Below are 23,527 nucleotides of genomic sequence, written 5' to 3' on the forward strand. Positions count from 1 at the left end.
CTTCCACGTGCCCGGTCGATCAGCTCACGGAGGTGAGCATGCTCGGCCAGCTGTCGCGGAAGATGTCAGCCCCGGCGCTGTCAGTGCTGCGCTCGGTGGCGATGCGGGTGCCGGCGAAGAGGTTGCTGACCCGGTTCGCCTCGGCGGTGCTCGGGTAGGCGTTGGTGCAGCTGGTGCCAGCGCTGCCGCCGGACATCAGCAGGGCGCAGTTGCCGTTGTAGTTGTCCGGCAGGCCGAGGATGTGCCCGATCTCGTGGGTCATGATCCGCAGGACGCTGTACTGGGCGGCCTGCTGGGTGTCGATGTAGACCCGGCCGTTGCCGAGGCTGGTCCGCTGGGCGTACGAACCGCCGCCGGTGATCCGGTAGATGCGCAGGTTGGAGCCGCAGTTCGCCGAGAGCGTCAGGTTGACGGTGGCGTTGTTCCAGATCGAGGCGGCCTGGTTGGCGACGCTGGCGTAGCTTCCCGCCTGGCTGGTGTTGTAGCAGATGGTCATGGCGGCGGACGCGGGCGACGGGTTGGCGACCGTGATGCCGAGGGTGGCGAGTGTCGTCGCGAGCAACGCGACGGCGAGCCGGTTGAGTCGTGAGGTCATCGCTGACTCCGATCTGGGAGGAGGGGTGCCAGGAGCCTAGCGATGTGTATTCATGTTTTTCAATGTCTTGCTCTCGGCTTAACTGTCTGGTTCGCTCGTAGGTCGCCGACAACCGCGCCGATGCGCTAGCCTAACGATCGTTCAGGTCAGTATGGCGGAGGAGTCGGCGTGACGCTCGACGGTGAAGCACTGGAGCAGCTGCGCAAGCGGGCCCGGTCCGGCGGCGCGGACAAGTACCACGCGGCCAACGCGGCCAAGGGCAAGCTCTTCGCCCGTGAACGGGTTGCGCTCCTGGTCGACGAGGGCTCGTTCGTCGAGGACGGCCTCTACGCCAACACGATGGCCGAAGGGCTGCCCGCCGACGGCGTGGTGACCGGCACCGCCACGATCGACGGCCGACAGGTCTGCCTGATGGCCAACGACTCCACCGTCAAGGCCGGCAGCTGGGGTGCCCGCACCGTCGAGAAGATCATCAGGATCATCGAGCGGGCATACGGCGCCGGGGTGCCGATGGTCTACCTGGTCGACTCGGCCGGTGCCCGGATCACCGACCAGGTCGACCTCTTCCCCGGCCGGCGTGGCGCCGGCAAGATCTTCTGGAACCAGGTCCGCGCCTCGGGCTCGATCCCGCAGGTCTGCGCGCTGTTCGGCCCGAGCGCCGCCGGTGGGGCGTACATCCCGGCATTCTGCGACGTGGTGGCGCTGGTCGACGGCAACGCGAGCATGTATCTCGGCTCCGACCGGATGGTCGAGATGGTCACCGGCGAGAAGACCACCCTGGAGGCGATGGGTGGGGCCAAGGTGCACACCGCCGAATCCGGCGTGGGGCACTTCCTCTGCAAGACCGAGGCCGACGCGCTCGACGTCGTGAAGACCTACCTGTCGTACCTGCCGGCGAACTGGACCCAGGCGCCGCCGACCGCACCGGCGGTCGCCGCGCCCGCGAAGGCCGACCTGGCCGCGCTGGTGCCGGCCAGTGAGCGGCAGGCGTTCGACATGCGGCGGTACGTCAAGGGCCTGCTCGACGAGGGTTCGTTCTTCGAGATCCAGGCCCTCTGGGCCAAGGAGCTGACTATCGGCTTCGGCCGTCTCGACGGTCAGGTCGTCGGCGTGGTCGGCAACAACTCGATGTTCAAGGGCGGCGTGCTCTTCGTCGACTCGGCCGACAAGGCCACCCGGTTCGTGCAGCTCTGCGACGCGTTCAACGTGCCGCTGCTGTTCCTCAGCGACGTGCCCGGCTTCATGGTCGGCAGCGTGGTGGAGAAGCAGGGCATCATCCGGCACGGCGCCAAGATGATCACCGCGATCTCCGAGGCGACAGTGCCGAAGATCTGCGTGGTGGTCCGCAAGGCGTACGGCGCCGGCCTCTACGCGATGGCCGGCCCCGGGTTCGAGCCGGACGCCACGATCGCGCTGCCGACCGCGAAGATCGCCGTGATGGGCGCCGAGGCTGCCGTGAACGCTGTCTATGCCAACAAGATCGCCGCCATCGCGGACGAGGACGAGCGGGCCGCCTTCGTCGCCGCCAAGCGGGCCGAGTACGAGCAGGACATCGACGTCGTCCGGCTCGCCAGCGAGCTGGTGGTGGACGCCATCGTCGAGCCGCACGACCTGCGCACCGAGCTGGTCCGTCGATTCGCGGCGGCGCGTACCAAGGATCGGCACTTCTCCCGCCGTCGGCACGGCGTCACCCCGGTCTGATCATCGAGTCAGGCCCGCACAGCGACCCGCCCCCGGCGTCACGAGCGCCGGGGCGGACCGTCCTTACAGGAGGATGAGATGGATTTCCGGCTCACCGACGAACAAGCGGCGCTGCGCGAGAGCGTGCGGGAATTCGCCCGCGAGGTGGTCGCCCCGGTCATCGCCGAGCACTACGAGCAGCACACCTTCCCGTACGAGGTGATCCGGCAGATGGGCAAGATGGGCCTGTTCGGTCTGCCCTTCGCCGAGGAGCACGGCGGCATGGGCGGCGACTACTTCGCGCTCTGCCTGGCCCTGGAGGAGCTGGCCCGGGTCGACTCCAGCGTGGCCATCACGCTGGAGGCGGCGGTCTCGCTGGGCGCGATGCCGATCTACCGCTTCGGCACCGAGGAGCAGAAGGCGACCTGGTTGCCCCGGCTGCTCAGCGGCGAGGCGCTGGCCGGCTTCGGTCTCACCGAGCCGGGCACCGGATCGGACGCCGCCGGCACGCAGACCCGGGCGGTGCTGGACGGCGACGAGTGGGTGATCAGCGGGTCGAAGGCGTTCATCACCAACTCGGGCACCGACATCACGGCCATGGTCACTGTCACCGCGGTGACCGGCACGAACCCGGACGGCTCCAAGGAGTTGTCGACGATCATCGTGCCGACCGGCACGCCCGGGTTCGCCGTCGCGCCCGGCTACTCCAAGGTGGGCTGGACCGCCTCGGACACCCACGAGCTGACCTTCGACGACTGCCGGGTGCCGGCCGCCAACCTGCTCGGCGCCCGGGGTCGGGGTTTCGCGCAGTTCCTGCGGATCCTCGACGAGGGCCGGATCGCCATCGCCGCGCTCGCCGTCGGCCTCGCCCAGGGCTGTGTCGACGAGTCGATCAAGTACGCGAAGGAGCGGCACGCCTTCGGCAAGCCGATCGGCGCCAACCAGGCCATCCAGTTCAAGATCGCCGACATGGAGCTGAAGGCACACACCGCTCGCCTGGCGTACTACGACGCCGCCGCGCGGATGCTGGCCGGCGAGCCGTTCAAGCGGCAGGCCGCCATCGCCAAGCTGCACGCCAGCACGATCGCTGTGGACAACGCACGGGAGGCCACCCAGATCCACGGCGGGTACGGCTTCATGAACGAGTACCCGGTGGCCCGGTTCTGGCGGGACTCCAAAATCCTGGAGATCGGCGAGGGCACCAGTGAGGTGCAGCGCATGATCATCGCCCGGGATCTGGGCCTCTGATTGGCCCAGCCGCACTGATCCGCCGGTCGTCCCGGACGGACTGTCCGTACGGCTGTCGGGTTTCGGCGAGCGGGCGTCAGTAGCCCGACGTTCGACTGCCGACGGTCGGAGTCCATCCGTACTCTTCGTGCCCATGACTCCGGATCATGACTGGTCGCGGAGCCCGGCTGGACGTACCACTCTGCCGGAGCTGCTCCGCGGGCATCGACGCGCAGCCGGCCTGACCCAGGCCGAGCTGGCGTCCCGGGCCGGGGTGGGTGTGCGGACGGTGCGTGACCTGGAGCGTGGCCGGTCGATCCGGCCGCAGCGCACCACTGTCGAGCTGCTCGCCGGGGCACTGGCGCTGACCGGCACCAGCCGGGCGGCGTTCCTGGCCGCGGCCCGCGGCGCCGGTGCCGAACTGGCCCCGTCAGACGCCACCTCGACGGCGTTCGCGGTCGGCGGCAACGCCACGTCGGCGGCCGCACCCGCCGACCCGTCGGTCGCGCTCCCGCCGCCGGTCGCGTTGATCGGCCGAGAGCGCGACCTCACCGAGCTGGCCGGAATGCTGACCGCGGAGCGAGGGCCCCGGTTGGTGAGCCTCGTCGGGTTGGCCGGCGTCGGCAAGACAGCCCTGGCGACGTCGGTGGCGCACCTGGTGGCATCCGCCCACCCGGCTGGTGTGGCCGGGGTGCTGGTGGGCGAGGGCGCGGACGGTCCGGACGTGCTCGCCGCCTCGATGGCCGTGCTCGGCGTGGCGCGCCTGTCCGAACTCGTGGCGCTGCTCGCCGGGCGGCCGACGCTGCTGGTGATGGACGCGGTGGAGCGCGCCCCGGGCCCGGTGGCCGCTACCCTGCACCGGCTGATCGGCGCACTGCCCTCGCTGCGGGTGCTGGTCACCGGGCGACACCCGGTCGGGTTGCCCGGTGAGCGGGTCTGGCCGGTCGCGCCGCTCGACGTGCCACCACCGGAGGCCGAACACTCCGGACTCGAATCGTGGCCGGCGGTCGCGTTGTTCACCGCACGGCTCGCTCAGGTCCGCCGGGAGCCACCCACCCCCGCCGAGCTGCCGGCGCTCGCCGCGTTGGTGCGCCGGTTGGGCGGGCTGCCGTTGGCCATCGAGCTGATGGCCGCCCGGGGCCGACTCCTCGACCTCACCGAACTGCTCGACCGGTACGGCGACCGGGTGCTCGACCTGGCCACTCCCGTCGACGCGTCCGCCCATCCGGCCTGGGACGCACCGGAGGCGCTCGGCAGCCGGACGGGCGGACCCGACACCCGTGCGGCCGTCTCGGTCGCCGTCACCCTGCGGGACGCGGTGGCGTTCAGCTACCGCCTGTTGGCGTCGGACGAGCAGGCCGCGCTGCGGCAGTTGGCAGTCTTCGGTAACCGCTGGTCGGTCGAGTTGGCCGAGGAGATGCTCGCCGACGAGGCCGATCGGGACGGCACCGTGGCGATCGACCCGGTTCCGCTGTTGGATCGCTTCGTCGAGTTGGGGCTGCTGAGCGTACGCGGAACCGGGTCGTTCCGGTTCCGGCTGCTCGACGCGGTCCGCGACTACGCCGTCGAGCAGGCGGCCGGTGCGGGTGAGCTGACCTGCATCCGGCGTCGACATGCGGAGGTCATCGCGCGCCTGGTGGCCCGGACCGCCACCGACCTGATCGGCCCACGGTTACCCGACGCGGTGCACCGGCTGGACGAGATGAGCAGTGACATCAGCTCGTCGCTGGCCCATGCGGCCACCGACGACCCGTTGACAGCGCTGCGGTTGGCGGCCTGCCTGACCCGCTGGTGGCGGTTCCGTGGACGCGATGTGGTGGGGCGGCAGTGGCTGCGGCGGCTGCTGGCGGACCCGCGGACCGCCGACGCCGATCCTCTCCTGCGTGCCTGGGCCGCCCTCGGGGTCGCTCGGCTGGCGGCGGAGCACGGCGCCGGCGCCGAGGAGTTGTCGACGGCCCGTGCGGCGTTGGACAGCTTCCGGCAGGCCGGCGACGTCACCGGGGAGTTGGAGGCGCGCAACGTGCTCGGCACCCTGCTGATCTCCGTCGGGCGGCAGGACGAGGCTCGCGAGCAGGCCGAGGCACTGCTGCGGTTGGCCGCCCGCAACGGGCGGACCCGGGACCTGGCGGTGGCGCAGAACAGTCTCGCCTGGCATGAGATCCGTACGGGTGACCTGGCTGCGGCCCGCCGCCGGCTCGCCGCCGTGGACCGACTCGCCGCCGAGAGTGGGGAGCAGCGACTGCGGGTGCTCGGCTGGGCCAATCGAGCCGAGGTCGCCCGACTGGAGGGCTGGTACGCGGACGCCATCGATCGGGGCCGGCGGGCGATCGCTGCGCTGTCCGAGCCGGGTGATCCCGGGCGTCGCCGTCGGGTGCTCGGGACCGTCGGGTTGGCGCTCGCCCAGGACGGGCGGGTCGCGGAGGCGACCGAGGTGCTGACCGAGTTGCGTGCCGGGGGCGTGGAGGCGCTGCCGGCGCGGCCGACAGTGCCGCGACCGCGCTCGGACGACGCTGGGCTGGCCTGGGGTGGCCCGGAGGCCGGGCTCTGTGCGCTGATCGAGGGGAACCTGGCGCTGCACCGGGGTGACCGGGAGTTGGCTGCCGAGTGGTTCGCGGCCGCCGCCGACCATGCGGGGCAGGAGCGCCGCGACGTGGTGGAGGCGCTGGTGGGGCTGGCCGCGAGCACTGCGGACCCGGCGGTGCTCGATCGACTGGACCGGGTCTGTGTCGAGGGCGGCATCCGGCTGTTGCCGCAGGAGTCGGGCCTGCTCTACGCGCTGATCGCCGCTCGGGGTGGACCGGCTCGGTAGCCTGCGCTTTTCCCGAGCGGATCGCACGGGAGAGTGGCGCGGGCGAAGAGCCCCCTTTGGTGCTACCCCTCGCTGATCGCCCGCGCCGTCACCCCCCGGTGATCCCCGGTGCGGGAAGCCTGCCACCGCTGCGGTGGCAGAAAGTCGGCTTGGACCGAATCCTCCAGCTTGGCTGGGTCAGTTCTGCCGGTCTTTCTGCCGCTGCCGCCGTCCGACAGCGGTGCTTGTCAGTGCCGCCGGGCGGCGTTGTCGGTGGCGGCGACCTGCTCCGGGCTGACGTCGTTACTGCCGGCGGTGGCGCACGGATGCGCGGCGTCGCGGACTCGGCGCAACCCGTCGAGAAGAGCCGCCAGCGCCTCGGGGTCGAGCTGACCGGTGAACCACTGCTCGATCATTTGCAGGTGGCCGGGCAGCGTCTCGTTCAGGCGCTGCATTCCAGAGGCGGTGACCACCGCGTACGAGCTGCGTCGGTCGTTCGGGCAGGCCCGGCGGGTGAGTAACCCGTCGCGCTCCATCCGGTCCACCACCCGGGTCACTCCGCTGGTCGACAGGGAGGTCTGCGCGGCGAGGTCGGTCATGCGTAGTTGGTTGCCCGGCGAGCGGGCCAGTCGGGTGATGACCTCGAACTCGACCGCGGAGAGGCCGTGCTCCTCGAGCTGGGCGTTGAACCGGGCGGACAGCCCGGCGTGTGCCTCGAAGAGCAGGCCGACGGCGGTGATCCGGGGATCGTCGAAGACGTTGGTCACCGGTTCATCATACCAGTGCTTGACACGGGGAATGTTGTTGCAGTTATAGTTGCTCAAGCAGTCGTTGGGCTATTCAACAATCCCCCTGGAGGGCAGCAGCATGACCAGCAGCATCGACACGGTTACCCGCGACTGGGACGGCCTCACCATCCCGGCGGCCGGCACCTACGCGCTCGACGTGGCGCACAAGCGGGTCGGCTTCGTTGCCCGGCACATGATGGTGAGCAAGGTTCGCGGTGAGTTCAACGAGGCGACCGCCACCATCACCGTCGCCGAGGACCCGCTGCAGTCGTCGGTCGTCGCCACCATTCAGGCCGCCAGCGTCGACACCACCCAGGCCGACCGGGACGCTCACCTGCGCAGCCCCGAGTTCCTGGACGCCGAGAAGTTCCCGACGCTCGAGTTCCGCAGCACCGGGGTCAAGTCCCGTCGCGGCGGCGAGTTCGTGCTCACCGGTGAGCTGACCATCAAGGACGTCACCCGCCCGGTCGAGCTGGAGGTGGAGTTCGAGGGTGTCGGCCGCAGCCCGTTCGGCCAGGACATCTTCGGCTTCTCCGCGAGCACCGAGATCGATCGCGAGGAGTTCGGCCTGACCTGGAACGTCGCCCTGGAGACCGGGGGCGTGCTGGTCAGCCGCAAGATCAAGATTGAGATCGAGGGCGAGGCCGTCCGTCAGGCCTGATCCCCGGGGATCGCCGGAGGGCCAGGGGGGATCCTCCCGGCGATCCGGTACGCAGGGCCCGCGCCGTACGTCGGCGCGGGCCCTGCGTCGTTCTCGCTCGTGGTAATTGTCACGGGTTGTTCGCACCGCCATCGGGTCCAGCCGGTCGACGACGGGGTACAGAAGGCGCCACGAGCGCGTCCGCGCCGGTCGACGTCGGATCACCGCCGTCGGCCTCTGGCCCCGGTCAGGTGGGCGCTCTTACCGTGGATGCTTCACAAAGCGCTTCCGGGACGGCAGGATCCCGACCGCGCCGGCCGTCGGGGAGGACACATGGGCAGGGACGTCTCAGGGGGCGCCTTCACCCGGGATGATCGCGTCCGATATCGGCAGAAGGTGCGGCGATGCCTGGACGTCTTCGCCCTGATGCTGGACGACTTCGGCTTCGACGCCGACCGGCCGATGACCGGTCTGGAGATCGAACTCAACCTGGTCGACTCGGCCGCCGAACCGGCGATGCGTAACGAGGAGATCCTCGCCGACATCGCCGACCCCCTCTTTCAGACCGAGTTGGGGCAGTTCAACCTGGAACTCAACGCCGAGCCCCGACTGATCGAGGGCGCCGGCTTCGCCGACTACGAGCACGACCTGCGCGGCAGCCTCTCCCGGGCCGACGAGCGTGCCGCCAGATCCGACGCGAAGATCGTCCTGGTCGGCATCCTGCCCACCCTCACCGAGGGGCACCTGGTCGAGGACAACCTCTCCACCAACGAGCGGTACCGGGTGCTCAACGACCAGATCGTCGGCGCCCGGGGCGAGGACATCGAACTGGACATCCGCGGCGTCGAGCAGTTGCGGACGCACACCGACTCGATCGCCCCCGAGGCCGCCTGCACGAGCCTCCAGTTCCACCTCCAGGTCGCCCCGGACAGCTTCGCCGACTACTGGAACGCGTCCCAGTCCATCGCCGGAGTGCAGGTGGCGGTCGGGGCGAACAGCCCCTTCCTGTACGGCCGCCAACTGTGGGCCGAAACGCGGATCGCCCTGTTCCAGCAGGCCACCGACACCCGCCCGGACGAGCTGAAGGCCCAGGGCGTACGGCCGCGGGTGTGGTTCGGCGAACGGTGGATCACCTCGATCTTCGACCTGTTCGAGGAGAACGTCAGGTACTTCCCGCCGCTGCTGCCGATCTGCGAGGACGAGGACCCGGTGGAGGTCCTGCACGCCGGTGGTGTGCCACAGCTCGGTGAGCTGCGGTTGCACAACGGCACTGTCTACCGGTGGAACCGTCCGGTCTACGACATCATGAACGGCCGCCCCCATCTACGCGTGGAGAACCGGGTGCTGCCGGCCGGTCCGACGGTGGTGGACATGCTGGCCAACGCTGCCTTCTACTTCGGGCTGGTACGCGGTCTGGCCGAGGCCGACCGCCCGATCTGGAGTCAGCTCACCTTCAGCTCCGCCGAGGAGAACTTCCACGCCGCCGCCCGACGTGGCCTCGACGCCGTGCTGCACTGGCCCGGGCTCGGCGACGTGCCGGTCACCAAGCTTGTCCTGGACCAACTACTGCCCACCGCCGCCACCGGCCTGGACGGGTTCGGTGTCGCCCCGGCGCAGCGGGACCGGCTGCTCGACATCATCGAGCAGCGCTGCCGTACCGGCCGCAACGGCGCCGTCTGGCAGACCGAGGCGGTCTGGGCGGCGGAGCGGCACCACGGCATGGACCGGTCGGCCGCGCTGCACCACATGGTCCAGCGCTACGCCGAACTCCAGCGCACCAACCAACCCGTCCACACCTGGCCAACCACCTAACCCACGCCCCACACTCCGCCCCGGACGCGTTGATCATGAAGTTGTTGCCATGACACGCCGATCGAGGTGGCAATAACTTCATGATCAACAGGGTGGGTCGGGGGCCGGGGGGCCGGGGGCGGGGCCGGGGTTAGTCGGTGGTGGGGCGGGTGGCGCGGCGGGCTGCTCGGGTGCGCCGGCTGGTGGGGGCCAGGTCCTCCGCCGCTGGTGCTTCGGTGGGACGGGCCGGATCCGCGAGGTCCGGGTCCGTACGCGGTGCGGGAACCTGCGGTGCGGCGGTGGCGTCGCCCGGCAGCGAGCCCGTCCGGGGCGTCTGCGGTGGGGCGTCGGCCCTCCTGCGCCGCGCCGCGGTTCCCGCCGTCGAGGCCGAGGTCCCGGCCGTCGAGCCGAAGGCCGGCGGCTCGGTCTCGGCGACCGGCGCCGGGTCGGCCACCGTGTCCCGAGCGACTGCACTCGGCTCGGCCGGGCGGCTCCCTGCGGCCGGGCGGTTCCGCTCACTTCGCTCGCCGAGGCGGGCGGCCAGCACCGAGCCGCCGAGACCGGCGATCACCGCGTACGGGGCGATCAGCTGGGTGGACAACTGCGCGGGGCCCAGCGTCGACCAGTGCGGCAGGGTGGTCAGGTAGGCGAGCGCGACGAGCACCGGGCCCGCCGCTCCGGAGGCCGCCGCACCCACGAGGTGCCCGCCCGAGCGGGCGGACCGCCGGGCGGCCAGTACGCCGATCAGCAGCGCTGGCACCAGTGCCAGCAGCGCGCCGGGCCAGTAGAGCTGGCCCCCGATCCAGTACCGGGCGTGGTCCGGGTCGAACTGCCAGGTGCCGAGTTGCGCGCCGGTCAGCCCTCGTCCGACGCGTACCCCGTCGATCACGGAGATCACCGCGAGCAGCCAGAGCCAGGCGGCCGTCGCTGTCACGTTGGCCGCGGCGGCTCGGGAGCGAAGCGCCCAGATCGCGACGAGGACGCCGATCAGGATGCCCAGCGTCGCCTGTACGGCGGCCGTCCGTTGCGGGGCGCCGGTGTCCGCGCCGGTCGCTACCCGCGCGGGTACGGCGATCAACAGCACCGTGACCAGCCCGCCCAGCCCGGCGCCAAGCGCCAGGGCCACCCGGCGCAGCAGGCCACCTCGGTCGTGGACCGGCGGCTCGGCCACCGGTGGTGGTGTGCCTGCCACCTCCGGCCGGGCAGTGTCGACGGCCGGTGGAGGCCCGTCAACCGGGCTTTCGTGCTCCGGCGCCCGATCGCCGAGCTGCGGGCCCTCGCGACGGGCAACACCGCCGGGCGGCGAGTTCACGGTCTTCGCCGGGGCGTTCCGTTGGTGCAGCCGCTGCGCGCAGACCGCCCCGAGGACCGTCGAGCTGGCGGCGAGCCAGGTGGCCCAGGCGAGGCCGTCCGCCCAGGCTGTGTCGGTCGCACCGGCGTCGGTGGGCGTCCAGGTGATGACGCCGAGCCCGTAGCCGAAGCCCAGTTGTGCGGCACCCGCGCCGGCAGCGACCCCGATCGCCGTCGCGATCGACACTCCCCAGCCCTGTCTGGCCATGCCGGGCAGCGTAACGTCCCGTCGTCGGCGCGGCGAGTCGCAATGACCCGCCGGTGTGGACCGCCAGTGCGGCGGATTGGGCGGCGGGCGGTACGGTCGCCGGTGATGAGGCGGTGGGCGTTATGACGGACACGAACACGGGCCAGCAGAATGCCGCCGGTGGCGGTGCGGGCCGGGCCAGCGTCGTGCTCGGTGGTGGGTTGGCGGCGGTGCTGCTCGCCGCCGTGGGCGCTACCGGTGGCTGGTTGCTGGCCGGCGAGGACGACACACCCTCGGGTGATCCGCTGGCCGTCGCGACCACGGCTGGCGCGTCGACCACCCGGGCCACCGCACCCCGACCGAGCAGCGGGCGGCCGACACCGTCGGCGGTCCAGACCTCCGCCACCCCGACCAAGGGCGCTGGCCTGACCGTGCCGCCGGTGATCGGCACCGACTTCGAGCAGGCCCGGGAGACGCTGCGCGAGAAGCGGCTGGGTTGGCGGCTGGTCTTCGGTGGCGGCGTCGGCCGCACGGTCGAGAGCACCACGCCGGACGTGGGCACCGAGGTCGCCCGGGGGACGACTGTGCAACTACAGGTCGCCGGGCCGGCGCCGGCCGCCGAGGTGCCGGACGTGGTCGGCAAGAGCTGCGCGGACGCCGCCGACGAGTTGGTCGACGAGGGCCTCTACCCGCGCTACGTCAGCGGACGCACTGGGAAGGTCAGCCGGCAGGAGCCCGCCGAGGACGGCCCGGCCCGGTGGAACGACCAGGTCAGCATCTGGTGTGGCTCCGACGGCCAGCCGACCGCGAAACCCACGCCCTGATTCCAGGCCGGCGGGTTCGAGCCTCCCGGCGCGTAACCGCCGTCCTGTCTCGCCGGCAGTCGGCGCGGCTCGGCACGCTGATCCCCACCGATGGCGGTGTGGGCGACTAGGTTGGCGGTCGAGGGGCCATGACGCCCGTCCGGTTCGGGAAAGGACGTGCGATGAGCGACGACCGTCAGGAGCCTCCCGCCGGCGAGCACGACGACGACCGGACCCGCCCCCTGCCCCCCGCCGCTGACCGGCCCGGGCCTACCGGGGCCGCCGCCAATCGGCCGGCCCCGACCGGACCCGCCGCTGACCGACCGGAGCCGACGCAACCGACCCCACCCACCAACCCGGACGACACGGCACCGATCGACCGTACTGTCCCGGCTCGTCCCGACCTGTCGCCCGACCAGACCATGGCGATCGACCGGCCCGCCGGCACCCGGCCGGGCCCGCCGGCCGATCGGACGGCGCCGATACCGCCGTCCTGGTCCGGTAGGGCCGAGGTGCGCTCGCCCCGACCGGACGACGCCGGCGGTGAGTGGTACGTCGAGGAGCAGGGTGGTCGGCGGTGGTGGTCGCCGATCCTCTGGGGCGTACTGGCGCTGTTGCTCGCCGGCCTGCTCGGGGGCGCGCTCTGGTTGGTGCTCGCCCAGCAGGACGACGACCGGGACGATCGTGGGCCCACCCCGTCCCCTCCGCCGACCAGTGCCCCCAGCGCCCCGCCGACCAGCGCAGCCCCCACGTCGGCGGCGCCCAGCAGTGAGTCGCCGAGCAGCTCGCCGACCACTGACGCGCCGGACGAGGTGCCTGTGCCTCCGCTCGCCGGCCTGCCGCAGGCCACCGCCGAGGGGCTGTTGACTCGGCTCGGTCTGCCCTACCGGGTGGTGTACCGCCCGTCGGAGCTGCCACCGGGGACGGTGGTGGGTACCGAGCCGGAGGCGGGCACGTCGGTGACCACCGACGACGAGGTGTTGTTGATCATCTCCCAGGCCCCACCCTTGACCGGTGTGAGCCCGACCACGCCGAGCCCTACTGTGACGAGCACGTCCTGACCGCTGGTCACCACATCCGGCGGCGGGTGCCGACGAGGCCGATGCCGGCGAGCGAGATGGCGAGGCCGAAGATGCCGGACCAGAAGAGGGAGCGGCGGATGTCAGTGGCGCTGTGCCCGGCCGGAGCTGCTTCGGCGAGGTCCTGACGGCCGTCGGACTGGCCACCGGCACCAAGGCCGGACACCGGCCCGGTCGGGTCGGCGCCACCGGCGTGGTCGGCCGGGGGGCCGGTGTCGACCCAGCCGGGCCCCTCGTAGATCGACCGACCGTCGCCCGTCTGCGGGTCGGAGTCGAGCACGGTGATCTCCGGTGCGGGCACCGGTGTGGTCAGCCGGGTGGACGACATCGCCGGGTCGCGGACGAGGACCAGGAGTGTCGCCATCGCCCCGAGGAGGGCGAGGAGTCCGAAGGCGTAGGCGGTACGGGAGCGGTGGTGCCGCCGCAGGGCGGGCTGATTGACCATGACCATCCCAGGGTCAGGGTCCTGGACGAGCGGGTGGAACGGTGCCGGGGTGGGCGTACCAATTCTATGGCGACGGCACGCCCACCGGCGGCGGATCGGGTCGGTCAGCCCACCCGGAGCGGAGTACGCGCGACCGGGCGGCGGGCCCGCACGGTGTGCGGACGGGGTTCGGGGGCGGCCTGCAGTTGCTGCAACCCTTCCCGCTGGACGAAGATCGACCGTCGGGTGACCGCGTCGCCCGCGGCGTTCAACTCGTAGCCGTCGAGCCAGAGCCAGCCGTCGTAGGTCGGCCAGTCGAGCACCCGGATCACCCGGAACTTGATCGGCCTGAGGAACTGGACACTCGCCGCGCGTGTCACGTGCAGTACGTCACCGGTGCGGGGAAGCACATGGGCTCCTGGGGAGGATCGGCCGGCGGCTGCGCCGGCGGTGCCTGAACGGGGGACGTCTCGGCCGGTGACGGGGTCGTGCCTCGTGAACCGGTGGTGCGGATGGCAGTGGTCGGGCCGTACCCGCTGGTGACGTGCCGCCACCCGACCACCACCCGGTTGCTTCCGGGAACCGCGCCCGCCGCCGCAGCTTGCCGGCTTGCAGCGGCGGGGTCCTTACCCCGGAGCAGGTCGCGTTGTCGTGGGCCGGGCCCGCGCCGTGCCCGGCTTCCCCAGCGCGGTGGGGTCACCACTCCGAGGGACCGAACGGAGACGCTGAGTGATCCGTGCCATACGGACAGAGTGCATCAGGGATGTGCTTCATGCAAGTTGCACGTCGACTTTTGCCGATACGTGAGCGTGTCGCGCGAAAGGCCTATTGAAGCCATCGGCGTCCGGGCGGCAGACTGAGGGCCGGTTTCGCCCGTCGCGGCCGGCCGAGGACCGGCACCACCCCCTTCGTCGCGAACGCTCGCCGGTCGACGGTCGCGCCCCCGGCGGGTGTCACCCAGTGGCGCGTTACCGGAGGTAGCCCGAGTGGGGTCGAGCAGCCAGCGGCGGGGACCAGTGGCTCACGGGTTGCGCCATGAGTGAGCGGCGCAGTCCCACCATCAGACGGCGGCGGCTCGGGGCCGAGTTGCGCCGCCAGCGGGAGTCCGCCGGAATCACCATCGAGGTGGTCGCCGAACAGTTGGAATGCTCGGCGTCGAAGGTCTCCCGGATCGAGACCGGGCACACCACGGCCACCCCGCGCGACGTGCGGGACATGCTGCGGATCTACGGGGTGGTCGGCGCCGAGAGCGACGAGCTCGTGCAGATCGCCCGGGAGGCCCGCCAGAAGGGCTGGTGGCACCCCTACAGCACCGTGCTCGTCGGCGCGTACGTCGGGCTGGAGGCGGCGGCGAGTTCGATCCGGGCGTACGAACAGCAGGTCGTTCCGGGTCTTCTGGAGACCGAGGAGTACGCCGGGGCCATGATCCGCGCCGCTCGGCCGGACTTCACCGCCGATCAGGTGCATCAAAGGGTGCGTGTCCGTTTGGGCCGTCAGTCGTTATTGACCCAGGACGATCCGGTCGATCTGTGGGTGGTGCTCGATGAGGCGGTGGTAAGTCGGCCGGTGGGCGGGGACGAGGTGATGCGCGGTCAACTCAAGCGGTTGGTCGAGGTGGCCGAGTTGCCGAACGTGACGCTGCAGATCCTGCCCTTCGAGGTGGGTGCGCATGCCGGCATGGACGGCACGTTCACGATCCTCAGCTTCCCTGAGCCCGGTGATCCGGATGTTGTGTACGCGGAGAACGCCACGGGTGGGCTTTTCCTCGAGAAGAGCGACGAACTACAGAAGTACAGCTTCATCTTCGATCACATCCGCGCTGCGGCCATACGTCCGGAGGAGTCCGTCGCACACATCGCAAAACTGGCAGAGGAGCCGTTGTGGAAATGGCGACCAAAGGGTTCCCCGTGGACCTGACGCAGGCAGCATGGTTCAAGAGCTCGAAGAGCGGGCCGAACTGTGACAACTGCGTGGAGGTGGCGTACGTGACGGGGGCGGTCGGAGTGCGGGACTCGAAGGACAAGGCGGGCCCCGCCCTGGTCTTCGCGCCGGGTAACTGGCACTCCTTCGTTGCCGGCACCCGGGGTGGTGTGTTCGGCGCGGTCTGACCGACTGGTCAGTGAAGTCCCCGTCCGGTTCGCCGGACGGGGACTTTGCCGTGTCAGCGGTAGGCGCGGCTGACTGTCGCGTCGCGACGTGGGCCGGCGAGGTTCCGTCGGGAATCCCGTCGCCAGAGCGTCCCCGTCTCGTTGAACCGGTCGGTACGGCGCTGGTCGACGACCCGCCGCACCGACCCGCAACCGAGCGAGTAGGCGAGACGGATGACGACGATCGGTTCAGACAACCTCACCACCGGTCCGGCAAAGCCGGAGCGGTTCGGTGGCAAGTACCGCGGCGCTCGTCGGGACACGGTTCTGACCGAGGTGGTCTCGACCGACCAGGAGTTGAGCGGGCGGGAGGGCTCTTCCGAGACGACGGATCCTCCGCTCTCGCTGCCCTCACTGGACCCGAACCCGCTGATCGAGCCGTCGTTCCCGCCGGCGGGCTGGCCGATGGAGCCGCCCGAGTCCCTGGCTGACCACCCGTTGCTGCGCGGTCTGCTGATGGAGTTGCCGCCGAAGGGCACGGTGCCCTCGCAGGACTGGCTGGACCGCTGGTTCGAGGCGACCAGGTCGATCCTGGAGTTGCTATACGTGCAGAGCGCCAGCCGTCCGCGTTGACCGTGTGACGGCGGCGGGCTGGGCCCGCTCCGCGAAGCGGTTGTGACGGAGCGCGTGCCGGACCCCGATGGCGACGACCGCGAGCGCGCCCACTGTGATCGCCGGCCCGGTGACGCCGGGGTCGGCCCCGAGGTCGGCACCGGCGGCGGCGATCAACGCCGGCACCGTGGCCAGAGCGGTGACCTGTAGTGGCAGCCCGACGAGCGGGTGAGCTGCGGCGGCGCGCAGACCGTGCGGCGCGGGGGTGGCGGGGGCACTGGCGAACGCGCCCGCACCGGCCCACAGCCGGCGGATCCGTCGTACCGAGCAGACCGTCGCCACGAGCGCCGGGCCGGCGGCCAGGGTGAGCCCGGCGGCGGCCCGGTCGACCGGCGCGGTGCCGGCGCTGAGCAGCCCGCCGCCGAGCACGACCGCGGTGAGCGCCACGCCGGTGAGGGCCAGCATCAGCAACCATCCGGTACGCCGACGCAGCATGCGGGTGTTGCGCAGCCGGGGAAGGCCGTCGGCAACGACGCCGGCGGCCAGCCAGACGGCGGCGACCGGGAGCAGGATGGTGAGCTGACTCTCCATGTTCGAAAGTCTTTCCCGAATCCCGGCGAGGCGAATCCGGGCCTGTCCCCCGTTCGCCCCGGACGCCGGGCCCGTAGGGGGCCATCACTCGAAGGTATGGCCGTTTCGACATGTTCAACTGCCCGACGGCTGACTTACCCTCAGCTAGATCGGCGCGTGTCGATTGATGTTGGGACCGGTGGTCTCGTTCCGCTGCCGGTCAGAGGGAGGTAGGAGATGGGTCTTCCACGAAGGTCCGTACTGATCGGGGTGGCCGCGGCGACAGTGCTGGCCGTCGGTACCCCGGCCCTGGCCGCCGAACCCGTGGGTGTGGTTCGGGCCGCCGGCGGAGCCACCGCCGTGCCGGACAGCTACATCGTCGTACTCAAGGACAGCGCCGTGGCCCGGGACCGGGTCGGCGACACCGCGAAGCGGCTCTCCGGCCGCCACGGCGGCACCGTGGCCCGCACCTACGGTGCGGCGCTGCGCGGCTTCGAGGTCACTGTGAACGCGAGCGCGGCGGCGCGGATCGCGGCCGACCCGGCGGTGGCGTACGTCGAGCAGAACCACACCGTCTCGATCTCCGGCACGCAGGCCAACCCGCCCTCCTGGGGCCTCGACCGGATCGACCAGCGCAACCTGCCGCTGGACAGCTCCTACACCTACCCGAACACGGCGAGCAACGTGCACGCCTACATCATCGACACCGGCATCCGGTTCTCCCACAACGACTTCGGCGGCCGGGCCACCTCGGGCTACGACGCGGTGGACGGCGGCTCGGCCGACGACTGCAACGGGCACGGCACGCACGTGGCCGGCACCGTCGGCGGGTCCGCGTACGGGGTGGCCAAGGCCGTCCAGCTCGTCGGCGTCCGGGTGCTGAACTGCTCGGGCAGTGGCACCAACGCCGGTGTGATCGGCGGCGTCGACTGGGTCACCGCGAACGCGATCAAGCCGGCGGTGGCGAACATGAGCCTCGGTGGCGGCGCGAACAGCTCCTTGGACAACGCCGTCCGCAACTCGATCGCCTCGGGCGTCACGTACGGCCTGGCGGCCGGCAATGACAACGGTGCGAACGCCTGCAACACCTCGCCGGCGCGTACCACGGAAGCCATCACTGTGGGCTCGACGACCAGCTCGGACGCCCGGTCGTCGTTCTCCAACGTCGGCACCTGCCTGGACATCTTCGCGCCCGGCTCGTCGATCACCTCGGCCTGGTACAACAGCAACACCGCTACCAACACGATCAGCGGCACCTCGATGGCCACCCCGCACGTGGTCGGAGCTGCGGCCCTGGTGGCCAGCGCCAACCCGAGCTGGACCCCGGCTCAGGTCCGCAACCAACTGGTGGCCAACGCCACCCCCAACGTGGTGAGCAACCCCGGCTCGGGCTCGCCGAACCTGTTGCTCTACGTGGGCACCGGCAGCACCCCGCCGCCGCCCACCGGCTGCACCGGCACCAACGGCACCGACGTGTCGATCCCGGACGCCGGCTCGGCGGTGACCAGCTCGATCACCATCTCCGGCTGCGGTCGCAACGCCTCCTCGGCCTCCACCGTGGCGGTGAACATCGTGCACACCTACCGCGGTGACCTGGTCATCGACCTGCTCGCCCCGGACGGCAGCTCGTACCGGCTGAAGAACAGCAGCACCTCGGACAGCACCGACAACGTCAACGCCACGTACACGGTCAACGTGTCCGGTGAGGCCGCCGACGGCATCTGGCGACTTCAGGTGCGGGACACCTACTCGGCCGACACCGGCTACATCAACACCTGGACCCTGACCGTCTGACCGGTCTCCTACGACCGAGGCCCCACCCGGCACGCCGGGTGGGGCCTCGCGTCGTACGGATCGGGCTCAGACCGAGAAGGTGGCCGGCCGCTCGGTGGCCGGGGCCGGCGGGCGGGCCTTCCACAGGCCGATCTTCTGCGCGGTGAGCCGGCTCAGGTAGGCCGGGTTGAGGATGACGTAGCGGCGCCAGAGCCGCTTCGGCTCCAGACCGAGGCGCCAGAACCACTCGAGACCGGCGCGCTGCATCCACGGTGGGGGCTGGCGCAGCAGCCCGGCGTGGTAGTCGAAGGCCGCGCCGACAGCCATCAACGGCATGTCGAGCAGCGGCCGCATGGCGTACGCGAAGACCTCCTGGCGCGGGCAGCCGAGCCCGACCAGGACCAACCGGGCACCACTGGACCGGATCCGGTCGGCGATCTCGGCGTCCTCACCGGGCTGGACGGCACGGAATTTGGACGGCTCCACCCCGGCGATCTTCAGCGCCGGGAACATCCGCTCCAGGGCCGGGATCAACCGGGTGAGGGTTTCCTCGGTCGAGCCGTACAGGTAGACCGGTAGCCCCTCGTCGGCGAAGCGCGACAGCACGTGCAGGGTCAGGGTCGGCCCGTACACCCGGTCGCTGAGCCCGGCGTGGTGCAGCAGGTTGAGTGCCCACCGCACCGGCTGCCCATCCGGCGTGACAACGTCGAAGGAGTTGAGCCGCGCGTTGTGCGCCGGGTCGAGCACCCCGGTCATCACACCGTGCACTGCCAACGCGGTCAGCGCGAGGGGACGCCGCTCGTGTGCTGCGGTGACCACCGCGTCGGTGGCCGTGGCGTAGTCGGTGGCGTCGACCAGGACGCCGAGCACGTTGCGCTTCGTCCGGGCGCTCATGGCTGGGCCATCCACTTGTCCACGTTGGCCTCGTAGATCTCCCGCAGGATCATCGGCACGTCGTATGTGATCGTCCAGTCCGGATACTGCGCCTCGAACCGGGCCATGCTGCTGACGTACCACTGGTGGTCGCCGGTGCGGTTCTGCTCGACGTAGTTGATCCGCGCCTCGCGGCCGGTGATCTCCTCGGCGATCCGGAACGCCTCGATGTGCGAGGTGTTGGAGTGCCGGCCGCCACCGAGGTTGTAGACCTCCGCGGATCGCGGGGCCCGGAAGAACGCCTCGAACGCGGTCAGCACGTCGTGCGAGTGGATCGCGTCCCGGACCATCTTGCCCTTGTAGCCGAAGAGGTTGTACGTCCGGCCCTCCATGACGCAGCGCATCAGATAGGCCAGGAACCCGTGCAGCTCGGCCGCGGAGTGCGCCGGGCCGGTCAGCGTGCCGCCCCGGAAGCAGGCGGTCTTCATGTCGAAGTAGCGACCGTACTCCTGGACCATCACGTCCGCGGCGACCTTGGAGGCGCCGAAGACCGAGTGCAGCGAGTGGTCGATCGACATCTCCTCGGTGATGCCCTGGTACCAGCGGTGGTCCTCGGGCAGCTCGTACCGGGTTTCCAGCTCGATGAGCGGCAGGCTGTTGGGCCGGTCGCCGTACACCTTGTTGGTCGAGCAGTGGATGAACGGCGCGTCGATCGCGTGCCGGCGGGTGTTCTCCAGGATGTTGAGCGTGCCACCGGCGTTCACGTCGAAGTCCGTGTACGGCTCCTTGGCTGCCCAGTCATGGCTCGGCTGGGCTGCGCTGTGGATCACCACGGCGATGTCCGAGCCGTACTTCTTGAACACCTGCTCCAGGCCGTCCCGGTCCCGGATGTCCACCGCGAAGTGGGTGTACGCGGTACCCAGGTCACGGCCGAGCCGTTCCAGGCTCCACGAGGTGGAGCCGTCCTCGCCGAAGAAGTACCGGCGCATGTCGTTGTCGATGCCGACGACGTCCAGACCGAGGCCGGCGAAATGCCGGACCGCCTCGGAGCCGATCAGACCACCCGACCCTGTCACCAACGCGACACTCACACGCCACTCCTGGTCCATCGGAGGCAGAATCCATCGGAGCATAGCGTGGCGTCCCGCACGCCCCGATATGACGGAAGGGCCCCGCGTGAAGCGGAGCCCTCGTCGGTGGTGGGGATGGGGGGAGTTGAACCCCCACGCCCTTTCGGGCACACGGACCTGAACCGTGCGCGTCTGCCATTCCGCCACATCCCCGTGGCACAACCCGGAACACTCTAGCTTCCCGGCCCCGCTGTCTCCAACGGGCCTCGGGAATACTACGCTGTCCCTGGCGCTCGCCACGAGCGATTACCGTTCGTGGCGGACGAAAGATTAGCACGACAGTCCCGGCCCTTCCGAACGGGCCGAGAGCGGCCGGCCGAGCGGCGTGTGAGCTGCGCGCGCGCCGGCCGGATACCATCATGTCCTCGGGACCCGAGGAGGAGCCGGTGAGCGTGCTGCAACGCTTCGAGAAGCGTCTGGAAGGCCTGGTCGAAGGGGCCTTCGCCAAGGTCTTCAAAGGGGTGGTCCACCCCGTGGAGATCCTCAACGCCATGCAGCGGGAGGCCGAGGCGCACAAGGCGATCCTGGCCGGTGGGCGCACGTTGGTGCCCAACCGCTACGTGATCGATCTCTCGCCGTTCGACCACAGTCGGCTGGCGCCGTACGCCGCCGCGCTGGCCCAGGAGTTGGCCCAGTCGCAGGCGGAGTTCATCGGCGAGCAGGCGTGGACGGTCTACGGCGACGTGATCGTCGAGATCGAGCGAGGCGAGGGTCTGGACACGGGCATGTTCCGTGTCACGGCCGAGGTCTACACCGGCGGCGAGGTCGCCCCGGTGTCGGCACCCGGCTACGACGCCGGCCCGCCCGCCTACCCCGCGTACGACCAGGGCGGTGGCTACGGCCCGCCGCCCGGGCACGGTGGCGGTCGCAACGTGCGGCTGGTCTCCGGCGACGGTCGTACCTACCCCCTCCAGATGGGGTCGACGGTGATCGGTCGCGGCGACCAGGCCAACCTGCGTCTGCCCGACGTCGGCATCTCCCGGCGACACGCCCGGCTGGATTTCGACGGGGGCCAGGTCGTGCTGACCGACCTGGGTTCGACCAACGGCACCATGGTGAACGGGCAGCGGGTCTCCGCCGTCGCGCTCAACCCTGGTGACATGGTCCAGCTCGGGACGACGACGCTGACCTTCCGCGTGGACGGCTGACCCGCCTTGCCGGAACTGGTCATCACCGTTGCCCGGTTCGGGTTCCTGATCCTGCTGTGGATCTTCGTGTTCACGGTGGTCGGCGTGATCCGCCGGGACCTCTTCGCGGGCGCCCGGTCTGGTCGTCTGGTGGCCGCGCCGCGCGCGGTGGGCGCCTCGACGGGGCAGGCGGCCAAGCCAGCGAAGGTGAAACGGGGCAGAGCGGCACATCAGCTGGTGGTGACGGCTGGTCAGCTGGCCGGCACCAAAATCACTCTCGGTGAAGCGCAGATCACCATTGGTCGGGCTGAGGACTCCACCCTGGTCATTACCGACGACTACGCCTCCGCGCGACACGCCCGGCTCCTGCCGCGCGACGGGCAGTGGTACGTCGAGGACCTCGGCTCGACTAACGGCACGTACCTCGATCGCGCTAAGGTCTCCGGACCAACCCCCGTCCCCCTCGGCGTGCCGATCCGGATCGGCCGCACTTCCCTCGAATTACGGCCATGACTCTGACCCTGCGCTATGCGGCCCACAGCGACCGCGGTCTGATCCGAGACGGCAATCAAGACTCCGTCTACGCCGGGCCGCGGTTACTCGCCGTTGCCGACGGCATGGGCGGTATGGCCGCCGGTGACGTCGCCAGCAACATCGTCATCGGTGCCATGGCGCCGCTCGACGAGGACGTCCCAGGGGACGCTCTCGTCGATGCGTTGCGTTCGGCCGTGGGCACCGCCAACCAACAACTCCGCGACACGGTGGACGCCAACCCACAGCTGGAGGGGATGGGCACCACGCTGACGGCGACCCTCTTCACCGGCAGCAAGCTGGGGATGGTCCACATCGGCGACTCGCGGGCCTATCTGCTGCGCAATGGCGAGTTCGCGCAGATCACCAAGGACGACACGTACGTCCAGATGCTTGTCGACGAAGGCCGGATCAGCGCCGAGGAGGCGAGCAGCCACCCGCAGCGGTCGCTGCTCACCCGAGCCCTCGACGGTCGGGACATCGACCCGGAATACTCGGTCCGCCAGGTCATGCCCGGCGACCGGTATCTGATCTGCAGCGACGGCCTCTCGGGCGTGGTCAGCGCCGAAACCATCGGCGAGACCCTGCGGGAGTACGCCGACCCGCAGCAGTGCGTCGAGCGGCTGGTGCAGCTCGCGCTGCGCGGCGGTGGGCCGGACAACATCACGGTGATCATCGCCGACGCCACGGACCAGGACATCGTGGAGGCGACCCCGATCGTGGGCGGCGCCGCCGCCCGGGACCGCGGCATGGCGACCTCCGCCGACGACTCGACTCCGGCCGCCCGGGCCTCAGCGCTCTCCGCGCCGCGTCCGGCCGTGCCCGAGGAGCCGGCGGCCTCCGACGATGACGCCGACCGGCCGAAGCGACGCCCGGTCCGGACCGCAGCGATGGCGCTGGCCCTGCTGGTGATCGTCGGTGGTGCGTCCTTCGGTGGTTGGACGTACACCCAGCGGCAGTACTACGTGGGCGCCACAGACGAGGGCCAGGTTGCCGTCTTCCGCGGTGTCCAGGGTCAGATCGCCGGGATGGACCTGTCCAGCGTGCACCGCCGCAGCGGCACCCGACTGGACGACCTGACGGTCGCCGCACAGGACACCGTCAAGGTCGGCATCCGGGCGAAGAGTGAGCCGGACGCCGAGCGTCAGCTCGCCGAGCTGACCAGCGACACGCCGAGCAACCCCAACCTGAAGCCGCTCTGCCCGCTCGACCCGACCGTCGCCGGCGGCAACAACACGCCCACGCCCACGCCGACGCCAACGCCGATCGGTTCGACACCGACCCCGAACGGCAGCCCGAGCGCCACCGCGTCGCCGACCCCCGACGGGGTTGTCAGCGCGAGCCCGACCGCCGGTGCCACCACCGCTCTCGGTGGGGCCGGCGCGACCACCACACCCGACGTCACGCCCTCCGACTCGGCAACGCCGGCGCTCGACCCGGCCGGCTGCCGGTCTCCTGAGTGAGCGTCGGCT

Annotated in this window: 23 protein-coding genes and 1 tRNA gene; 14 read left to right on the forward strand and 10 right to left on the reverse strand. The window is 70.9% G+C overall.

All coding sequences use genetic code 11. From position 1 onward, the window contains the following. Nucleotides 1-19: 19 nt before the first annotated feature. A complete protein-coding gene (locus tag ACLJOK_RS16155) occupies nt 20-595 on the reverse strand; it encodes a snapalysin family zinc-dependent metalloprotease (RefSeq protein ID WP_410819664.1) in 576 nt (191 codons plus the stop codon). A gap of 168 nt (nt 596-763) precedes the next feature. Here ACLJOK_RS16155 and ACLJOK_RS16160 point away from each other — a divergent pair, with 168 nt between their 5' ends. The 3 genes from ACLJOK_RS16160 (at nt 764) to ACLJOK_RS16170 (ending at nt 6,311) form a co-directional block, all read left to right on the forward strand. After that, on the forward strand, nt 764-2,296 hold the full coding sequence (locus ACLJOK_RS16160; protein ID WP_410819665.1) for an acyl-CoA carboxylase subunit beta: 1,533 nt from the start codon (nt 764-766) through the stop codon (nt 2,294-2,296). A gap of 78 nt (nt 2,297-2,374) precedes the next feature. Beyond that, nucleotides 2,375-3,523: an acyl-CoA dehydrogenase family protein gene (locus ACLJOK_RS16165; RefSeq protein ID WP_410819666.1), complete on the forward strand. Its 1,149-nt coding sequence runs from the start codon at nt 2,375-2,377 to the stop codon at nt 3,521-3,523. Between the two features lie 133 nt (nt 3,524-3,656). Then, complete coding sequence (locus tag ACLJOK_RS16170) at nt 3,657-6,311, forward strand: ATP-binding protein (RefSeq protein WP_410819667.1); 2,655 nt, start codon at nt 3,657-3,659, stop codon at nt 6,309-6,311. A 227-nt stretch (nt 6,312-6,538) separates the two neighbouring features. Here ACLJOK_RS16170 and ACLJOK_RS16175 read toward each other — a convergent pair whose 3' ends face one another. Then, nucleotides 6,539-7,057: a MarR family winged helix-turn-helix transcriptional regulator gene (locus ACLJOK_RS16175; protein WP_410819668.1), complete on the reverse strand. Its 519-nt coding sequence runs from the start codon at nt 7,055-7,057 to the stop codon at nt 6,539-6,541. Nucleotides 7,058-7,157: 100 nt separating this feature from the next. Here ACLJOK_RS16175 and ACLJOK_RS16180 point away from each other — a divergent pair, with 100 nt between their 5' ends. Next, nucleotides 7,158-7,739: a YceI family protein gene (locus ACLJOK_RS16180; protein WP_410819669.1), complete on the forward strand. Its 582-nt coding sequence runs from the start codon at nt 7,158-7,160 to the stop codon at nt 7,737-7,739. Nucleotides 7,740-8,051: 312 nt separating this feature from the next. Then, nucleotides 8,052-9,530, forward strand: coding sequence for a glutamate--cysteine ligase (locus ACLJOK_RS16185; RefSeq protein WP_410819670.1), 1,479 nt, complete (start codon nt 8,052-8,054; stop codon nt 9,528-9,530). A 130-nt stretch (nt 9,531-9,660) separates the two neighbouring features. Here ACLJOK_RS16185 and ACLJOK_RS16190 read toward each other — a convergent pair whose 3' ends face one another. Continuing rightward, the gene (locus ACLJOK_RS16190) at nt 9,661-11,067 is read right to left on the reverse strand and encodes a hypothetical protein (RefSeq protein ID WP_410819671.1); all 1,407 of its coding nucleotides are present in this window, start codon (nt 11,065-11,067) and stop codon (nt 9,661-9,663) included. Between the two features lie 122 nt (nt 11,068-11,189). On the opposite strand from ACLJOK_RS16190, the gene ACLJOK_RS16195 reads away from it, so the two are divergent. After that, a complete protein-coding gene (locus tag ACLJOK_RS16195; protein ID WP_410819672.1) occupies nt 11,190-11,870 on the forward strand; it encodes a PASTA domain-containing protein in 681 nt (226 codons plus the stop codon). A 161-nt stretch (nt 11,871-12,031) separates the two neighbouring features. Then, nucleotides 12,032-12,910: a PASTA domain-containing protein gene (locus tag ACLJOK_RS16200; RefSeq protein ID WP_410819673.1), complete on the forward strand. Its 879-nt coding sequence runs from the start codon at nt 12,032-12,034 to the stop codon at nt 12,908-12,910. Between the two features lie 7 nt (nt 12,911-12,917). On the opposite strand, the gene ACLJOK_RS16205 is transcribed toward ACLJOK_RS16200, so the two are convergent. After that, nucleotides 12,918-13,379, reverse strand: coding sequence for a hypothetical protein (locus tag ACLJOK_RS16205; protein ID WP_410819674.1), 462 nt, complete (start codon nt 13,377-13,379; stop codon nt 12,918-12,920). Between the two features lie 98 nt (nt 13,380-13,477). Continuing rightward, complete coding sequence (locus tag ACLJOK_RS16210; RefSeq protein ID WP_091396374.1) at nt 13,478-13,762, reverse strand: hypothetical protein; 285 nt, start codon at nt 13,760-13,762, stop codon at nt 13,478-13,480. A gap of 625 nt (nt 13,763-14,387) precedes the next feature. Between ACLJOK_RS16210 and ACLJOK_RS16215 the strand changes: the two genes are divergently transcribed. Both ACLJOK_RS16215 and ACLJOK_RS16220 read left to right on the forward strand, forming a co-directional pair. Beyond that, the gene (locus ACLJOK_RS16215; protein WP_091396372.1) at nt 14,388-15,269 is read left to right on the forward strand and encodes a helix-turn-helix domain-containing protein; all 882 of its coding nucleotides are present in this window, start codon (nt 14,388-14,390) and stop codon (nt 15,267-15,269) included. Further along, nucleotides 15,239-15,460, forward strand: a complete 222-nt coding sequence (locus ACLJOK_RS16220; RefSeq protein WP_410819675.1) for a DUF397 domain-containing protein — start codon at nt 15,239-15,241, stop codon at nt 15,458-15,460. The genes ACLJOK_RS16215 and ACLJOK_RS16220 overlap by 31 nt, the downstream gene beginning before the upstream one ends. Before the next feature lie 53 nt (nt 15,461-15,513). On the opposite strand, the gene ACLJOK_RS16225 is transcribed toward ACLJOK_RS16220, so the two are convergent. After that, a complete protein-coding gene (locus ACLJOK_RS16225; RefSeq protein ID WP_410819676.1) occupies nt 15,514-15,696 on the reverse strand; it encodes a hypothetical protein in 183 nt (60 codons plus the stop codon). Here ACLJOK_RS16225 and ACLJOK_RS16230 point away from each other — a divergent pair. Continuing rightward, entirely contained in the window at nt 15,674-16,072 is a 399-nt protein-coding gene (locus tag ACLJOK_RS16230) for a hypothetical protein (RefSeq protein WP_410819677.1), read from the forward strand. The two genes, ACLJOK_RS16225 and ACLJOK_RS16230, sit on opposite strands and share 23 nt — an antisense overlap. On the opposite strand, the gene ACLJOK_RS16235 is transcribed toward ACLJOK_RS16230, so the two are convergent. Beyond that, nucleotides 16,040-16,642 carry a hypothetical protein gene (locus ACLJOK_RS16235; protein WP_410819678.1) on the reverse strand — a complete coding sequence of 201 codons (603 nt, stop codon included), beginning with the start codon at nt 16,640-16,642 and terminating at the stop codon, nt 16,040-16,042. The two genes, ACLJOK_RS16230 and ACLJOK_RS16235, sit on opposite strands and share 33 nt — an antisense overlap. Nucleotides 16,643-16,858: 216 nt before the next feature. Here ACLJOK_RS16235 and ACLJOK_RS16240 point away from each other — a divergent pair, with 216 nt between their 5' ends. Continuing rightward, a complete protein-coding gene (locus tag ACLJOK_RS16240) occupies nt 16,859-18,415 on the forward strand; it encodes a S8 family peptidase (protein WP_410819679.1) in 1,557 nt (518 codons plus the stop codon). A 66-nt stretch (nt 18,416-18,481) separates the two neighbouring features. Here the strand turns inward: ACLJOK_RS16240 and ACLJOK_RS16245 are convergent, their stop codons facing one another. From ACLJOK_RS16245 to ACLJOK_RS16255, 3 genes are all read right to left on the reverse strand, one after another. Continuing rightward, nucleotides 18,482-19,288, reverse strand: coding sequence for a WecB/TagA/CpsF family glycosyltransferase (locus ACLJOK_RS16245; RefSeq protein ID WP_410819680.1), 807 nt, complete (start codon nt 19,286-19,288; stop codon nt 18,482-18,484). After that, nucleotides 19,285-20,400 (reverse strand): NAD-dependent epimerase/dehydratase family protein, encoded by a 1,116-nt coding sequence (locus ACLJOK_RS16250; protein WP_410819681.1) that lies wholly within the window; start codon nt 20,398-20,400, stop codon nt 19,285-19,287. Before ACLJOK_RS16250 ends, ACLJOK_RS16245 begins: the two co-directional genes overlap by 4 nt. 64 nt (nt 20,401-20,464) lie before the next feature. Next, nucleotides 20,465-20,550 (reverse strand) — tRNA-Leu (locus tag ACLJOK_RS16255). Between the two features lie 206 nt (nt 20,551-20,756). On the opposite strand from ACLJOK_RS16255, the gene ACLJOK_RS16260 reads away from it, so the two are divergent. The 3 genes from ACLJOK_RS16260 to ACLJOK_RS16270 are packed head-to-tail and all read left to right on the forward strand — an operon-like array spanning nt 20,757 to nt 23,518. After that, nucleotides 20,757-21,545: an FhaA domain-containing protein gene (locus tag ACLJOK_RS16260; protein WP_007454122.1), complete on the forward strand. Its 789-nt coding sequence runs from the start codon at nt 20,757-20,759 to the stop codon at nt 21,543-21,545. Nucleotides 21,546-21,551: 6 nt separating this feature from the next. Further along, nucleotides 21,552-22,037, forward strand: a complete 486-nt coding sequence (locus ACLJOK_RS16265; RefSeq protein WP_238677542.1) for an FHA domain-containing protein — start codon at nt 21,552-21,554, stop codon at nt 22,035-22,037. Then, nucleotides 22,034-23,518 (forward strand): PP2C family protein-serine/threonine phosphatase, encoded by a 1,485-nt coding sequence (locus ACLJOK_RS16270; protein ID WP_410819682.1) that lies wholly within the window; start codon nt 22,034-22,036, stop codon nt 23,516-23,518. The genes ACLJOK_RS16265 and ACLJOK_RS16270 overlap by 4 nt, the downstream gene beginning before the upstream one ends. Nucleotides 23,519-23,527 lie beyond the last annotated feature (9 nt).

It is taken from the genome of Micromonospora sp. 050-3 (genome assembly GCF_046549335.1).
Lineage (GTDB): Bacteria > Actinomycetota > Actinomycetes > Mycobacteriales > Micromonosporaceae > Micromonospora > Micromonospora trifolii.